Origin of the sequence: Burkholderia cepacia ATCC 25416 (assembly GCF_001411495.1) — a bacterium.
Taxonomy (GTDB): domain Bacteria; phylum Pseudomonadota; class Gammaproteobacteria; order Burkholderiales; family Burkholderiaceae; genus Burkholderia; species Burkholderia cepacia.
Map to the genome: position 1 here is coordinate 608,158 of NZ_CP012981.1, position 15,270 is coordinate 623,427.

The window sequence follows — 15,270 nt, forward strand, 5'->3', positions numbered from 1 at the left end:
GTGGGTGGCTGGTGATCGCTGATAGGGGTTTGGCCGGAATATTCCGACGCCGTCCGTAACGTGGATGCCGAGACTTGCCACCGTTGTTGCAGGCCAATCCGTTCACTTTGCACAAACTGCGATGCAAGACACTCAACAGCATGACGCCGTCGATGTTTTCGTCGGCGTTGACGTCGGTAAGGGCCAGCATCACGCTGTTGCACTCGATCGAAATGGCAAGCGTCTGTACAACAAAGCGCTGCCCAACGATGAGGCCAAGCTGCGCGCCCTCATCGCCGAACTCAAGACTCATGGTCGACTCCTGTTCGTCGTCGATCAGCCTTCCACCATCGGAGCGCTGCCAGTGGCCGTCGCTCGCGCTGAAGGCGTGCTCGTCGCCTATCTGCCGGGACTGGCCATGCGCCGCATCGCCGATCTGCACGCAGGTGAAGCCAAGACCGATGCCCGCGATGCCGCGATCATTGCCGAAGCCGCCCGCTCGATGCCGCATACGCTGCGCTCGCTTCGATTGGCTGACGAGCAACTCGCCGAGCTCACCATGCTGTGCGGCTTCGACGATGATCTCGCCGCTCAGGTCACTCAAACCAGCAACCGCATTCGCGGCCTGCTTACCCAGATCCATCCAGCGCTCGAGCGCGTTCTCGGACCGCGCCTCGACCATCCGGCGGTGCTCGATCTGCTTGAGCGCTACCCGTCGCCCGCCGCGCTTGCCTCAACCAGCGAGAAGACGCTCGCCAACCGCCTGACTAAGCTCGCGCCGCGCATGGGCAAGAGCTTGGCGGCCGAGATCGTTCAGGCTCTGAGCGAACAAGCCGTGACCGTGCCCGGCACGCAAGCTGCCACCATCGTCATGCCTCGTTTGGCCCAGCAGCTTGCGGCCTTGCGTAAGCAGCGCGACGAGGTCGCTGCCGAAGTGGAACAGCTGGTGCTTGCTCACCCTCTTTGGCCGGTCCTGACCAGCATGCCGGGAGTCGGCGTCAGGACCGCTGCCAGACTCCTGACCGAAGTCGCCCATAAAGCCTTCGCCTCCGCCGCGCATCTGGCGGCCTACGCAGGCCTCGCGCCGGTCACCCGGCGCTCAGGATCGTCGATCCGTGGCGAGCACCCATCTAGACGGGGCAACAAGGTGCTCAAGCGCGCCTTGTTCCTATCCGCCTTCGCGGCCTTACGAGACCCAGTCTCACGGGCCTATTACTCCCGCAAGATCCAGCAGGGCAAGCGCCACAACCAAGCGCTCATCGCGCTGGCGCGGCGACGCTGCGACGTCCTGTTCGCCATGCTGCGTGACGGAACCATTTACCAACCCAAGTCAGCCCCTAACGCTTGACGAACAACATAGGGGCACCCCCCCTCGTTCGCGCACGCGAGGTGTCCGATGCGGCGGCGATGCGCCGTCGTCCGTCACGCCCGGACGCCCGCCGCGCTGCCGGGCCGGTCGTTGCGCCCGGCCTTCCCGCCGGCCTGAGCAAGCCGCCGGGCACGCGTGCCCGGCACGCTGACCGCCACTTCCCGCTCGCCGGACACCCGCACGTCCACCTTGCCTTTTTCGCGTTTTGTTTAGTATTTTTAGTAACGTCGTTTTCGCAGATTAGCGCTTAAAAACCGGTAATTTTCGGGTATTCCCCGGTTATCCGGCCCGAATTCCGCGATACGTTTTACTATACAATCGCTTCCACCCTAAACAAACCGGACCCCGAACGATGGGTACCACCATTCGCGATGTGGCGCGGGCGGCAGAGGTCTCGATCGGCACCGTCTCCCGCGCGCTGAAAAACCAGCCGGGCCTGTCCGAAGCCACGCGTGCGCGCATCGTCGAGATCGCGCAGCGGCTCGGCTACGATCCCGCGCAGCTGCGGCCGCGCATCCGCCGGCTCACCTTCCTGCTGCATCGCCAGCACAACCGCTTTCCGGCCAGCCCGTTCTTCTCGCACGTGCTGCACGGCGTCGAGGACGCCTGCCGCGAGCGCGGCATCGTGCCGACGCTGCTCACGGTCGGGCCGAACGACGACGTGCTGCGCCAGATGCGCCCGCACGCGCCCGACGCGATCGCGGTGGCCGGCTTCATCGAACCGGAGACGATCGAGGCGCTTGCCGCGACCGGCCGGCCGCTCGTGCTGATCGACCTGTGGGCACCCGGCCTGCGCTCGGTGAACATCGACAACGCAACGGGTGCGGCGCTCGCGATGCGTCACCTGCTCGCCACCGGCCGCACGCGGATTGCATTCATCGGCGGCTCGCCCGCGCACTACAGCATCGCGCAGCGCGCGATCGGCTACCGGCGCGCGTTCTTCGAAGCCGGGCGGCTGTTCGATCCCGCCTACGAAGTGACGATCGACGCGGGGCTCGATCCCGACACGGGCGCCGCGCGCGCGATGGAGCAGCTGCTCGACGCGCCGGGCCCGCGCCCCGAAGCCGTGTTCGCGTACAACGACGCGGCCGCGCTCGCCGCGCAGCGCGTGTGCACCGCGCGCGGCCTGCGGATTCCGGACGACATCGCGATCGTCGGCTTCGACAACATCCCGGCCGCCGCGCACGCGAGCCCGCCGCTCACGACGCTCGCGGTCGACAAGGAAGCGCTCGGCCGCCGCGGCGTCGAGCTGCTGCTCGCCGACTCGCCCGAACGCACCGAGATTTCCCTGCCCGTCGAGCTGATCGTGCGGGCCAGCAGTCAGCCCGCCGGCTCCCCGGCACTCGATACCGCCACGGTCACCGAATCATGAACATGCCCCCGGTCCAACCCTGCACGGCCGCGCCGGCCGCCCACACGCAAGCCGCGCCGTTCGTCGCGAGTTTCCGCGATCCGTCGTTCCTGCTGTCGCACATCGAGGACACGCTGCGCTTCTACGCAACGAACGCGTTCGACCCGACGGGCGGCTTCTACCACTACTTCCGCGACGACGGCAGCATCTACAACCGCACGTCGCGCCACCTCGTCAGCAGTTGCCGGTTCGTCTTCAACTACGCGATGGCGTACCGGCACTTCGGCGATCCGCGCCACCTGGAATACGCGCGCCACGGGCTGCGCTTCCTGCGCGACGCGCACTGGGACGACGAACTGCAGGGCTACGACTGGGAACTCGACTGGCGCGACGGTGCGAAGCGCGCGACGCTCGACGGCACGCGCCACTGCTACGGGCTCGCGTTCGTGCTGCTCGCGGCCGCGCACGCGACGATGGCCGGCATCGACGAGGCACGCCCGCTGATCGCGGCCACCTACGAGCTCGCCGAGCACCGCTTCTGGGACGCAGCCGCGGGCCTCTACGCGGACGACGCGACGCCGAACTGGATCGTGTCGTCGTACCGCGGCCAGAACGCGAACATGCACATGACCGAGGCGCTGCTCGCGGCCCACGAGGCGACCGGGCACCTCACGTACCTCGATCGCGCGGAAAAGCTCGCGTCGCACATCACACAGCGCCAGGCCGCGCTGTCGGGCGGGCTCGTGTGGGAGCACTACCACGCGGACTGGTCGGTCGACTGGGACTACAACAAGGAAGACAGCTCGAACATCTTCCGCCCGTGGGGCTTCCAGCCCGGGCACCAGACCGAATGGGCGAAGCTGCTGCTGATCCTCGAGCGGCACCGCCCGCTCGACTGGCTCGTGCCGCGCGCGGCCGAGCTGTTCGACGCCGCGCTCACGCACGCATGGGACGCCGACCACGGCGGCCTGTACTACGGCTTCGGCCCCGACTTCACGATCTGCGACCACAACAAGTATTTCTGGGTGCAGGCGGAGACCTTCGCGGCGGCCGCGATGCTCGGCGCGCGCACCGGCAGCGAGCGCTTCTGGGACTGGTACGACGAGATCTGGCGCTACAGCTGGGCGCACTTCGTCGATCACCGCTACGGCGCGTGGTACCGCATCCTCACCTGCGACAACCGCAAGTACAGCGACGAGAAGAGCCCGGCCGGCAAGACCGACTATCACACGATGGGCGCGTGCTACGACGTGCTGGCAACCCTCGCGCGCGCGCAGCGCAGCGAGCCGACGCAATGAGCGGCGGCACGTTTCCGGCTTTCGTGTCGGCAGGCGACATCCTGACCGACATGGTGCGCGCGGGCGATGCGCAATGGACGTCGGTACCGGGCGGCGCCGGCTGGAACGTCGCGCGCGCGGTTGCGCGGCTCGGCGTGCCGAGCGCGCTCGCGGGATCGATCGGCGAAGACTGCTTCTCCGACGTGCTGTGGCGCACGAGCGACGCGGCCGGGCTCGACCTGCGCTTCCTGCAGCGCGTCGCACGGCCGCCGCTGCTCGCGATCGTTCACGAGACACGCCCGCCCGCGTATTTCTTCATCGGCGAAGCAAGCGCCGATCTCGCGTTCGATCCGGCGCGGCTGCCGGCCGGCTGGACCGACCACGTGAAATGGGCGCATTTCGGCTGCATCAGCCTCGTGCGCGAGCCGCTCGCCGGCACGCTGGCCGCGCTCGCGGCCGACCTGCACGCGCGCGGCGTGAAGATCAGCTTCGACCCGAACGTCCGGAACCTGATGACGGCCGCGTACCGGCCGACGCTGGAAAAGATGGCCGCGCTCGCCGACCTGATCAAGGTGTCCGACGAGGACCTGCGGCACCTGTTCGGCGGCGACGGCCCCGACGCGATTGCCGCGGTGCGCACGCTGAACCCGCGCGCGGCCGTGCTCGTCACGCGCGGCGCACAGGCGGCGACGCTCTACGCGGACGGCGACGTGCATGAAGCCAGCCCGCCGCGCGTCGAGGTGGCCGACACCGTCGGTGCGGGCGACGCGTCGATCGGCGGCATGCTGTTCAGCCTGATGGCCGCGCCGCAGCGCACGTGGCGCGAGCATCTCGTGTTCGCGCTGGCCGCGGGTGCCGCGGCGTGCCGGCATACGGGTGCGCACGCGCCGACGCTCGACGAGGTCGTCGCATTGATCGAACGCTGACGGCACGCCGATGGCACGAACGGTGACCGGACGCTGTTCGGTCACCGATAAGCGGCGCTGTACATGCTGCGCCGCAGTGCTACGATGAAGTGTCCTTTTGCGGGAGAGCACCATGGACACGAACACGTTCACGAAAGGCATCTACACGGCCAAGGCGCATACCCAGCACGCGGGCAACGGGCAGTTCCAGGGTTACGTGATCCTCTCGCGCGACGACGGCGACGACACCGAGAACACGCGTTACGACGTCCACTCGACGAGCCCCAGCGAGGAAGAGGCGTTCGACGAGGCGAAAGCGCTCGCGCACCGGATTCTCGGCGAGATCGAGCTGTAACGCGCACCGACCTTCAGGCGCGGCTCAGAGCAGCCGCGCCACCATCGATACCAGCATCGTCAGCACCAGCGTCGACATGAACGGGAACGGGTAGCGCCGCCCGCCGAGCGTCAGCGTGACGTCGCCCGGCATCCGCCCGATGCCGAGCTTGCCGAGCCACGGCCAGCAGCGCGTCAGGATCATCACCGCGACGAACGTCGTCAACAGCCAGCGCAGCATGCCGGGCTCCCGTCAGAGTGCGTGCGAGCGATCGCCGCGCGCGAACGCGTCGAGCGTGCCGTCGATGCCGCGCGAGAACGCGATCACCTTGAACAGCTCGCCCATCTCGGCCTCGGAAATCAGCTTCTGCACCGCGTTCGCGGCCGGCAGGAATTCACGAATATCCGACGGATCGATCGCGGCCAGCGCGTCGGTGATGCCCGCGTTCAGCAGGAAGCGCGCCTGCGACGTGTAACCGAGCAGGTCGGCGCCGGTCGCGATGGCCGCGTCGTAGATGCCGGTGAATTCGACGTGCGCGGTGATGTCCTGCAGCCCCGGGTACAGGAACGGATCGTCGTGCGCATGGTGCCGGTAGTGACACATCAGCGTGCCGCGGTCGCGCTGCGGGTGGTAGTACTCGTGCGCGGGAAAGCCGTAGTCGACCAGCAGCACCGCGCCGCGCCCGAGCATCGTGCAGACGGTGCGCGTGAACGCCAGCGCGGCCTCGTGCGTCTCGGTCACGTAACCGTCGCCCGCCTCGCCGAGTCCCGCGAGCACCGCCGGCAGGCCGGCCGGCGCAGCAGGACGGTCCTCGAACACGAACGCCTGCCGCGCGTCGAGCGCGACACCGCGCTCCTGCCATGCGCCGCCCGCCTTCGCGAACAGGCGCACGGGCATCGCATCGAGCACCTCGTTGCCGACCACGACGCCGTCGAACCGCTCGGGCAGCGCGTCGAGCCAGCGCACCTTCGCGGCGAGCGCCGGCGCGGCGGCCGTGATCGTGTCGCGCTGCCGTTCGCGCAGCTCGCCGGACAGGTCGACGATCAGGTATTCGTCGAGTCCGGCGCCCAGCGCGTCGAGCGCCGCGAGCAGACCGGCCGCGAGCTTGCCCGTGCCGGCGCCGAATTCCATCACGCGACGCGTGCCGCTCGCCGCGAGCGCTTCCGCGACCGGTTGCGCGAGCGTCTGTGCGAACAGCGGCGAAAGCTCGGGCGCGGTGACGAAGTCGCTGCCGTCGTCGGCGCGGCGCCCGAACTTGCGCGCGCCGCCGCTGTAATAGCCGAGGCCGGGCGCGTACAGCGCACGCTCCATGAAGCGGTCGAACGGCAGCCAGCCGCCGGCCGCCGCGATCTCGTCGCGCAGTTGCGCGGCAAGGGTTTCGGACTGCGCGAGCGCGTCAGGGCCGGGAGCAGGTAAACTAGCGGGTTCGTGAGCTTTCGGGTTCATCCCGGCATTGTAAATGACCGTTTCAGCCGATACGTCGACCCTGCGCGTGGCGCTCGTCACCGGTGCCCTGGGCAGCGCGGCCGACGCCGCGTCGATCGGTCGTGCGCTCGCGACGGGATTCGCCCGGCACGGCTGGGACGTCGCGCTGCAGCGCAGCCCCGGCACGCCGCATGCGGCCGCCGACGCGCTCGTCGCCGAAGTCGCGGCGCTCGGCCGCCGCGCGGTCGTGCTCGACGCCGATCTGGCCCTGGAAGCCGATGCCGCCGCACTCGTCGCCGCGTGCGGCGCGGCGCTCGGCCGGCCCGCGTGCGCGGTGTTCGTGAGCGCCCGCGCGGGCGCCGACGACGCGCACACGGTAGACGGCACATCGCTCGCCGGCGCACTCGCGCGCAACGTGACGGCGCCGCTCGCGCTGGCCCGCGCGCTCGCCGATGCGACGCCCGACGCCGCACGCGAGCACGAAGCGCTGCGCGCATGCGCGATCCACGTGCTGGACCAGGCGCTGTTTCACCCTGCGCCTGCGCAGTTGTCGCACGCGCTGATGCAGGCCGCGCTGAACCGCGCGACGTCGGCGCTGGCGCTGGCGCTGGCGCCGAAGGTGCGGGTCGCGGCGCTCGTGCGCGGCCACGCGGCGCACGCGGACGACATCGCCGCGGCCGCCTGCTATCTCGCGAGCGCGCCCGGCGTCACGGGCGCGACGCTGACCGTCGACGGCGGCGAGCACCTCGTGCCGCCCGCCGCCGGCCCGAATGAATGAACTGCGCGGATCGCGCGGCCTGACTGCCGCCGCCCGCGCCGCTTTGCGTGTGCGCACGCCAATTTGACTGGGACGACCATGTTTTCCGCTCTCCTGCACCCCCGCCTCGCGGACTGCCGCAGGCTCTACCTGCGCGACTACGAAGTGCACATCAACATCGGTGCCTTCGAACACGAGAAGCGCGGCGAGCAGCGCGTCGTCATCAACGTCGACCTGTTCGTGCCGCTCGCGATGTCCACTCCCGTGGACGACCGGCTGCATGAAGTCGTCGACTACGACCTGATGAAGCAGAGCGTCGCGCAATGCGTGGCGCGCGGCCACATCCACCTGCAGGAAACGCTGTGCGACGCGATCGCCGCGCACCTGCTGGCGCACGACGCCGTGCGCGCGGTACGCGTCTGTACCGAGAAACCGGACGCTTATCCGGACTGCGACGCCGTCGGCGTCGAAGTCTTTCGCATCAAGGACGAGGAGCGCGCATGAACGCCCCCCACATGAATGACGCGGCGGCCGATGCCGCCACCCACGACGCAGCCGCCGCCCCGGCCGGCCGCCAGGCGCTGACGCGCCGCGAGCAGAAGGAAGCGTACGAGAACAACAAGCTGTTCAAGCGGATCGTGCGCCAGGTCGGCCAGGCAATCGGCGACTTCAACATGATCGAGCAAGGCGACAAGGTGATGGTGTGCCTGTCGGGCGGCAAGGACAGCTACGCGATGCTCGACGTGCTGCTGCGCCTGCGCGAGCGCGCGCCGATCGATTTCGACATCGTCGCGGTGAACCTCGACCAGAAGCAGCCGGGTTTCCCCGAGCACGTGCTGCCCGAGTACCTGAAGCAGGTCGGCGTGCCGTTCCACATCGAGAACCAGGACACCTACAGCATCGTCAAGCGGCTCGTGCCCGAAGGCAAGACGACCTGCTCGCTGTGCTCGCGCCTGCGCCGCGGGATCCTGTACCGCGTGGCCGGCGAGCTCGGCGCGACCAAGATCGCGCTCGGCCATCACCGCGACGACATCGTGCAGACGCTGCTGCTCAACATGTTCTACGGCGGCAAGCTGAAGGGGATGCCGCCGAAGCTGCAGTCGGACGACGGCAAGAACATCGTGATCCGCCCGCTCGCGTACGTGAAGGAAACCGATCTCGAGAAATACGCGGAGCTTCGCGAATTCCCGATCATCCCGTGCAACCTGTGCGGCAGCCAGCCGAACCTGAAGCGCGCGGAAATGAAGGCGCTGATCCGCGAATGGGACAAGCGCTTCCCGGGCCGCGTCGACAACATGTTCAACGCGCTCGCGAAGGTCGTGCCGTCGCACCTGATGGACACGACGCTGTACCCGTTCCAGTCGCTGCGCGCGACCGGCGAGGCCGATCCGCAAGGCGACATCGCGTTCGACGAGGAACCGTGTGCATCGGGCGACGACGCGGCGGCGCCGGGTGGCGCCCGGCCGATCGCGGCCCGGCCGATCTCGATCGTCCAGTTCGACGACCTGTAAGCAGGGCCCGAACACCCGCCGGAACGGGGCCGCGCGGCCCTTTTCCGGCGCCGTCGCCCCGCCGCGACAGGCCCGGAACGGCAGGGGCCGCATGCTAAAATGGTCGGCTTCGAACTCCTCTGACAAGCTGGCGCCATGAATATTGTGATTTTGGCGGCAGGCACCGGCAAGCGCATGCGTTCCGCGCTGCCGAAAGTGCTTCACCCCCTGGCCGGCAGGCCGCTCCTCTCCCACGTCATCGACACCGCGCGCACGCTGCAGCCGTCCCGGCTCGTCGTCGTCGTCGGTCACGGCGCCGAGCAGGTCCAGGCCGCCGTCGCCGCGCCCGACGTCCAGTTCGCGGTGCAGGCAGAGCAGCTCGGCACCGGCCACGCGGTGCGTCAGGCGCTGCCGCTCCTCGATCCCGCGCAACCGACGCTCGTGCTGTACGGCGACGTGCCGCTCACGCGCGCGTCCACGCTGCAGCGCCTCGTCGATGCCGCGCGCGAAGGCCGCTACGGGATTCTGACCGTCACGCTCGACGATCCGACCGGCTACGGCCGCATCGTGCGCGACGCGGCCGGCTTCGTCACACGCATCGTCGAGCAGAAGGACGCGTCGCCCGACCAGCTGAAGATCGCCGAGATCAACACGGGCATCATCGTCACGCCCACGGCCCAGCTGTCGATGTGGCTCGGCGCACTGAAGAACGAGAACGCGCAGGGCGAGTACTACCTGACCGACGTCGTCGAACTCGCGATCGAGGCCGGTTTCGAGGTCGTCACCGCGCAGCCCGACGAGGAATGGGAAACGCTCGGCGTGAACAGCAAGGCGCAGCTTGCCGAGCTCGAACGCATTCATCAGCGCAATATCGCGGAAACGCTGCTCGTCGACGGCGTCACGCTCGCCGATCCGGCGCGCGTCGACGTGCGCGGCACGCTGCGCTGCGGCCGCGACGTGTCGATCGACGTGAACTGCGTGTTCGAGGGCAACGTGACGCTCGCGGACAACGTGACGATCGGCGCGAACTGCGTGATCCGCAACGCGTCGGTCGGCGCGGGCACGCGCATCGACGCGTTCACGCATATCGACGGCGCCGAGCTCGGCGCGCACACCGTGATCGGCCCGTACGCACGGCTGCGCCCCGGCGCGCAGCTCGCGGACGAAGCGCACGTCGGCAACTTCGTCGAGGTGAAGAACGCGGTGATCGGCCACGGCTCGAAGGCGAACCACCTCACGTACATCGGCGACGCCGACATCGGCGCGCGCGTGAACATCGGCGCGGGCACGATCACCTGCAACTACGATGGCGCGAACAAGTTCCGCACCGTGATCGAGGACGACGTGTTCGTCGGCTCCGACACGCAGCTGGTCGCGCCCGTGCGCGTCGGCCGCGGCGTGACGATCGCCGCCGGCACGACGATCTGGAAGGACGTGGCCGAAGGCCTGCTCGCGTTGAACGAGAAGACCCAGACCGCGAAGAGCGGCTACGTCCGCCCGGTCAAGAAGAAAAGCTGAACCTTTTGCGGGCGCCCCGACGGCGCCCGCGTCGACTTACAGGACTGACTCATTCATGTGCGGCATTGTCGGCGCAGTTGCGCAACGTAATATCGTTCCGGTGCTGATCGAAGGTTTGCGGCGCCTCGAATACCGTGGCTACGACTCGTGCGGCGTCGCCGTGCTCGAGCCGGGCGCGCCGAAGCGCGCGCGCAGCGTCGAACGCGTCGCCGATCTCGACGCGCAGGTGCGCGAATCGCATCTCGAAGGCACGACGGGCGTCGCGCACACGCGCTGGGCCACGCACGGCGCGCCCGTCACGCACAACGCGCACCCGATCTTCTCGTCGAACGCGCTCGCGCTCGTCCACAACGGCATCATCGAGAACTTCGAGCCGCTGCGCGAAGCGCTGCGCGCGAAGGGCTACGAATTCGTGTCGCAAACCGACACCGAAGTGATCGCCCACCTCGTGCACAGCCTGTATCGCGGCAACCTGTTCGACGCGGTGCGCGAAGCCGTGCAGCAGCTGCACGGCGCGTATGCGATCGCCGTGATCCACAAGGACCAGCCGCACACCGTCGTCGGCGCGCGACAGGGCTCGCCGCTCGTGGTCGGCCACGGCGACGGCGAGAACTTCCTCGCGTCCGACGCGCTCGCGCTCGCGGGCAGCACCGACCGCTTCACGTTCCTCGAGGAAGGCGACGTGTGCGAGCTGTCGCTCGACGGCGTGAAGATCGTCGACCGGGACGGCGCGCTCGCGCAGCGCGAGATCCGTGTGGTCAGCGCATACGGCGGCGCGGTCGAGCTGGGCCCGTACCGCCACTTCATGCAGAAGGAAATCTTCGAGCAGCCGCGGGCGATCAGCGATACCGTGCCGCAAACCGAAGCCTTCGACGCGACGCTGTTCGGCGACGCCGCGCCCGCCGCGTTCGCGGAGATCGACAGCCTGCTGATCCTCGCATGCGGCACGAGCTACTACTCGGGACTCACCGCCAAATACTGGCTCGAATCGATCGCGAAGATCCCGACCCAGGTCGAGATCGCGAGCGAGTACCGCTACCGCGAATCGGTGCCGAATCCGCGCCAGCTCGTGCTGGTGATCTCGCAGTCGGGCGAGACCGCCGACACGCTCGCGGCGCTCAAGCACGCGCAGTCGCTCGGCCACACGCACACGCTCGCGGTGTGCAACGTCGCGACAAGCGCGATGGTGCGCCTCACCGAAATGCAGTTCCTGACGCACGCGGGCACCGAGATCGGCGTTGCGTCGACGAAGGCGTTCACGACGCAGCTCGTCGCGCTGTTCGTGCTGGCCGCGACGCTCGGCAAGCTGCGCGGTCACGTCGATGCCGCGCAGGAAGCCGGGTTCCTGAAGCAGTTGCGCCACCTGCCGGCCGCGCTGAACAGCGTGCTCGCACTGGAGCCGCAGATCATCGCGTGGTCGGAGGAATTCGCGCGCAAGGAAAACGCGCTGTTCCTCGGCCGCGGGCTGCACTACCCGATCGCGCTCGAAGGCGCGCTGAAGCTGAAGGAAATCTCGTACATCCACGCCGAGGCCTATCCGGCCGGCGAACTGAAGCACGGGCCGCTCGCGCTCGTCACGGAAGCGATGCCGGTCGTCACGGTCGCACCGAACGACACGCTGCTCGAGAAGCTGAAGTCGAACATGCAGGAAGTGCGTGCGCGCGGCGGCGAGCTGTACGTGTTCGCCGATGCCGACACGCAGATCGTCAACGACGACGGCCTGCACGTGATCCGGATGCCGGAGCATTACGGGCAACTGTCGCCGATCCTGCACGTCGTGCCGCTGCAGCTGCTCGCATATCACACCGCGTGCGCGCGCGGCACCGACGTCGACAAGCCGCGGAACCTCGCGAAATCGGTGACGGTGGAGTAAGGCGGGACGACCGGGACGGCCCCGCGAAGCCGTCCCGACCCCGTATCGGCACGAAGCAGGCCATTCGGGCAGGTCGAAATATGTACCACGTAGTGGCATATAATCCTGTGCTGACCTGATCGGCCCGACGTGCCGGTAATCGGCAGCGCGGGATCGTGCCGAGCAAGGTCGGGCAGGCGCGGGTTTTCGTATTCCTGTTCGCCAAGCCCGACCGGGACGACATCGACGAACGCGAACGGCGTGCCTTCAGAAAGCTCGCCGCGAATGTCGGGCGCCGCGCCGGCGCCGATATCGCGACGCTGGTCACACTGAAAGAGCGGGTGGAGATTTGCAATGGCCAGGAGTCGATTCAAGAGCGACGCAACGGAGGCGACCCACAGCGCCGCGTCGGGCCTCTATCGTGCCGCGTTGATCGACAAGAAGACGATGCGCGAATACGACGATCTCTGCATCGAAGCCGCCCCGCGGTTCGATCCGGAAGCCATCGCCCGCATCCGCAAATCCGTCAATGTCAGCCAGAGCGTGTTCGCGCTCTACCTGAACACGACGACGTCGACGATCCGCCAATGGGAACAGGGCGACAAGCGGCCGAGCGGCATCGCCGCACGGATGCTCCAGATCGTCGAGAAACACGGGCTCGAGGTGTTCTCCTGAACCGGCCCCCCGAATCCCCCTGCACGGCCGCCCCCGCACCGGATACCGCGACGCGCCCCGCAACGAATATGACGGAGACACAATGGTAGTAAGACTCTTTGGATGCGGATTGCTGGCGCTGACGTTCGCGTCGACGGGCTGGGCCGCCGAGCACTACGTCGAAGTCTGGAACCCGCCCGAGGCGCGGCAGCCGGCCGCCCGCACGCCGGCCGCGCGTACCGGCGCCGATGCTCGCGCCGGCAAGAGCGTGGAGAAGCACGCGAATGCCACGCCGAAAGCCGCGGTGAAACCGCACAAGCGCCGCGTCGCGCAGGCGGTGAAAGCCGGCTCGCATCGTCCTCCCGCCACCGCGGCCGAGACGCCGGCCGCTCCGCGCCCCGTCGCGCAGCCCGCACCGGGACGCCTGACGGTCATGCAGCCGGCTGCGCCCGATGCGCAGCACGCACTGAATTACTCCGACATCCCGCGGCAATACACACCGGACGGCAACGTGCTGCGCGTCGGCACGCACAACCGCTCCGCGGAGGTGACTCGATAATGGAAGCGCAAACCTACCACGGCTACCAGATCTGGGGCCACGCGATCCTGCAGCAGGACGAGATCCTGCAGCCCGAGCGCTTCGCGGCGAGCGGCACGATCACGCAGAACAACAAGCTGGTGGAGGCGTCCGGCGTGCTCGGCGTGTTCGATACCGAGGACGACGCGCGCGAAGCGGGGCTCGAATGGGCCCGCGCCTGGATCGACAGCCACCGCTGAGCGTGCGCAACCTGCGCGCCGTGATCGACGCCGGACACGAGTCGGCCGCGAGCCGGCAATGAAAAAAGGGGCGTCATCGACGCCCCTTTGTCATTCGAACCAGGACAACTCAAGCCGCGGCCCGTGGCGGCCGCACCGCCGCCTGCGGCCGGCCGACGAACCGTGCCAGCCCGACAATCGCGGCCAGCGTCGCGAGATACGCGACGATCTGGATGCCCGCCGGGCGCGCGGTGTAGCCGATCAGCGTATGCAGCGCCTTGCCGACGATGCTCGATTCCTTGAGCAGCCACGACGTATCCCAGACCGCATCGCCCCACGACGGCACGAGGCCTGCCGCGAGCAGGAAGCCGACGCACTGGCTGGCCATCCCCGCCGCGAGCAGCACGATCAGCCAGTTGGTGACGGAGAACAGGCGCTTCAGCGGAATCTGCAGCAGGCCCGCATACATCCCGTAGCCGAGCCCGGCGCCGCCGAGCACGCCGAGCAGCCCGCCGACGATCATCTGCGGTGTCTGTCCCGGATCGCCCGCCGCGATGCCGTACAGGAACAGCACGGCCTCGGAGCCTTCGCGCAGCACCGCGACGCCGACCACGATCGCGAGCCCCGTCAGCGGCTTGCTACCGGCCGCGACGGCACGCCCGACCGCGGTCATCTGCATCGCCATCTCGCGACCGTGCCGGCTCATCCAGATGCTGTGCCATGCGAGCATCAGCGTCGCGACGAACATCACGCCCGCGTTGAAGACCTCCTGCCCCATGCCGGACGCCCATTGCGAGATCACGTCGGCGAACGCCGCGATCAGGCCGGCGCCGATCACGCCGCCCGCCAGCCCGCCGCCGACCCACCAGCCGCGCCGCAGCACGCCTTTCGTCGCGGCCATCACGATCGACACCACCAGCGCGGCCTCGAGCACTTCACGAAAGACGATCAGGGCAGTCGACAGCATGTCCGTATCCGCTTACTTGACGGTCAGCTGCGTCTTCGATTGCGCTTCGTGATACTCGTCGTGGAACTCGTAGGTTCCGGCCTTCAGCGGCCCGACCAGGATCTCCACCGACTTGCCGGCAGGCACGACCTTCTCCGCCTTGAAATCGTCGCTCTCGAATTCGGCGGGCGTCGCGTCGAGATTCTTCACGACGAACTTCACCTTCTTGCCGGCCGGGATCGTCACGCCGTCCGGCGAAAACTTGTGATCCTTCAGGGTCAGGTTGACGACATCGTCGGCCGCGAATGCGGACGTTGCCGATGCGCCCAGCAGCGCCAGCGAAAAGCCGAAAGCAAAACGGTTCATGGGGGTAACGAATTGAAATATCGAAGGGAGCTGATACTAAGATCGATTCGCATTTCCAACTCGCGTACCCTTACTGGCGACATGGTGATCGTGCTTCATGGCGTGCCGCCATGCCTTGCCCGGCAAGGCATCCGCCCCGCTTCGCCCTGAACGCTTCGCCGTCAATCGGGACAAGTGCCAAATGACGTCAAAGGCCCGCCCTCCATTCATCAGACATCACCTTTACAACATACTGTCGCCGCACTACCGTCGTCACACAGGAGCCGCGACACGGATCTTCGTCGACACGCG

Annotated in this window: 17 protein-coding genes and 1 pseudogene; 14 read left to right on the plus strand and 4 right to left on the minus strand. The window is 68.2% G+C overall.

Annotation, left to right across the window (positions count from 1 at the left end; translation table 11 throughout):
* Window positions 1-121 precede the first annotated feature (121 nt).
* From APZ15_RS02765 to APZ15_RS02785, 5 genes are all read left to right on the plus strand, one after another.
* On the plus strand, window positions 122-1,327 hold the full coding sequence (locus APZ15_RS02765; RefSeq protein ID WP_027788961.1) for an IS110-like element ISBma3 family transposase: 1,206 nt from the start codon (window positions 122-124) through the stop codon (window positions 1,325-1,327).
* 373 nt (window positions 1,328-1,700) lie between these two features.
* Window positions 1,701-2,720 carry a LacI family DNA-binding transcriptional regulator gene (locus APZ15_RS02770; RefSeq protein ID WP_021163757.1) on the plus strand — a complete coding sequence of 340 codons (1,020 nt, stop codon included), beginning with the start codon at window positions 1,701-1,703 and terminating at the stop codon, window positions 2,718-2,720.
* The gene (locus APZ15_RS02775; protein ID WP_027788958.1) at window positions 2,717-3,997 is read left to right on the plus strand and encodes an AGE family epimerase/isomerase; all 1,281 of its coding nucleotides are present in this window, start codon (window positions 2,717-2,719) and stop codon (window positions 3,995-3,997) included. Before APZ15_RS02770 ends, APZ15_RS02775 begins: the two co-directional genes overlap by 4 nt.
* Window positions 3,994-4,902, plus strand: a complete 909-nt coding sequence (locus tag APZ15_RS02780; RefSeq protein ID WP_027788957.1) for a carbohydrate kinase family protein — start codon at window positions 3,994-3,996, stop codon at window positions 4,900-4,902. Before APZ15_RS02775 ends, APZ15_RS02780 begins: the two co-directional genes overlap by 4 nt.
* Window positions 4,903-5,014: 112 nt before the next feature.
* Window positions 5,015-5,236 (plus strand): hypothetical protein, encoded by a 222-nt coding sequence (locus APZ15_RS02785; protein ID WP_021163760.1) that lies wholly within the window; start codon window positions 5,015-5,017, stop codon window positions 5,234-5,236.
* Window positions 5,237-5,260: 24 nt separating this feature from the next.
* On the opposite strand, the gene APZ15_RS02790 is transcribed toward APZ15_RS02785, so the two are convergent.
* Entirely contained in the window at window positions 5,261-5,455 is a 195-nt protein-coding gene (locus tag APZ15_RS02790) for a DUF2905 domain-containing protein (RefSeq protein ID WP_021163761.1), read from the minus strand.
* Between the two features lie 12 nt (window positions 5,456-5,467).
* Complete coding sequence (locus tag APZ15_RS02795; RefSeq protein WP_027788956.1) at window positions 5,468-6,661, minus strand: class I SAM-dependent methyltransferase; 1,194 nt, start codon at window positions 6,659-6,661, stop codon at window positions 5,468-5,470.
* Between the two features lie 13 nt (window positions 6,662-6,674).
* Between APZ15_RS02795 and APZ15_RS02800 the strand changes: the two genes are divergently transcribed.
* From APZ15_RS02800 to APZ15_RS02835, 9 genes and pseudogenes are all read left to right on the plus strand, one after another.
* Complete coding sequence (locus tag APZ15_RS02800) at window positions 6,675-7,418, plus strand: SDR family oxidoreductase (protein WP_049097788.1); 744 nt, start codon at window positions 6,675-6,677, stop codon at window positions 7,416-7,418.
* 78 nt (window positions 7,419-7,496) lie between these two features.
* A complete protein-coding gene (locus tag APZ15_RS02805; protein ID WP_027788955.1) occupies window positions 7,497-7,901 on the plus strand; it encodes a dihydroneopterin aldolase in 405 nt (134 codons plus the stop codon).
* On the plus strand, window positions 7,898-8,908 hold the full coding sequence (gene ttcA / locus APZ15_RS02810; protein ID WP_027788954.1) for a tRNA 2-thiocytidine(32) synthetase TtcA: 1,011 nt from the start codon (window positions 7,898-7,900) through the stop codon (window positions 8,906-8,908). Before APZ15_RS02805 ends, ttcA begins: the two co-directional genes overlap by 4 nt.
* A 135-nt stretch (window positions 8,909-9,043) precedes the next feature.
* Window positions 9,044-10,405, plus strand: coding sequence for a bifunctional UDP-N-acetylglucosamine diphosphorylase/glucosamine-1-phosphate N-acetyltransferase GlmU (glmU, locus tag APZ15_RS02815; protein WP_027788953.1), 1,362 nt, complete (start codon window positions 9,044-9,046; stop codon window positions 10,403-10,405).
* A gap of 55 nt (window positions 10,406-10,460) precedes the next feature.
* A complete protein-coding gene (gene glmS, locus APZ15_RS02820; protein ID WP_027788952.1) occupies window positions 10,461-12,278 on the plus strand; it encodes a glutamine--fructose-6-phosphate transaminase (isomerizing) in 1,818 nt (605 codons plus the stop codon).
* Window positions 12,279-12,403: 125 nt separating this feature from the next.
* Window positions 12,404-12,616 (plus strand): annotated as a pseudogene (locus APZ15_RS38620) (type II toxin-antitoxin system RelE/ParE family toxin); the annotation flags it as partial.
* Window positions 12,612-12,932 carry a helix-turn-helix domain-containing protein gene (locus APZ15_RS02825; RefSeq protein ID WP_027788951.1) on the plus strand — a complete coding sequence of 107 codons (321 nt, stop codon included), beginning with the start codon at window positions 12,612-12,614 and terminating at the stop codon, window positions 12,930-12,932. The pseudogene APZ15_RS38620 and the gene APZ15_RS02825, both read left to right, overlap by 5 nt.
* 82 nt (window positions 12,933-13,014) lie before the next feature.
* Entirely contained in the window at window positions 13,015-13,470 is a 456-nt protein-coding gene (locus APZ15_RS02830) for a hypothetical protein (protein WP_034195846.1), read from the plus strand.
* The gene (locus APZ15_RS02835) at window positions 13,470-13,688 is read left to right on the plus strand and encodes a hypothetical protein (protein WP_021162109.1); all 219 of its coding nucleotides are present in this window, start codon (window positions 13,470-13,472) and stop codon (window positions 13,686-13,688) included. Before APZ15_RS02830 ends, APZ15_RS02835 begins: the two co-directional genes overlap by 1 nt.
* A gap of 109 nt (window positions 13,689-13,797) precedes the next feature.
* Here the strand turns inward: APZ15_RS02835 and APZ15_RS02840 are convergent, their stop codons facing one another.
* Both APZ15_RS02840 and APZ15_RS02845 read right to left on the minus strand, forming a co-directional pair.
* Window positions 13,798-14,634 (minus strand): FTR1 family iron permease, encoded by an 837-nt coding sequence (locus APZ15_RS02840; protein ID WP_027788949.1) that lies wholly within the window; start codon window positions 14,632-14,634, stop codon window positions 13,798-13,800.
* A gap of 12 nt (window positions 14,635-14,646) precedes the next feature.
* A complete protein-coding gene (locus APZ15_RS02845; RefSeq protein WP_027788948.1) occupies window positions 14,647-14,979 on the minus strand; it encodes a cupredoxin domain-containing protein in 333 nt (110 codons plus the stop codon).
* Between the last annotated feature and the right edge of the window lie 291 nt (window positions 14,980-15,270).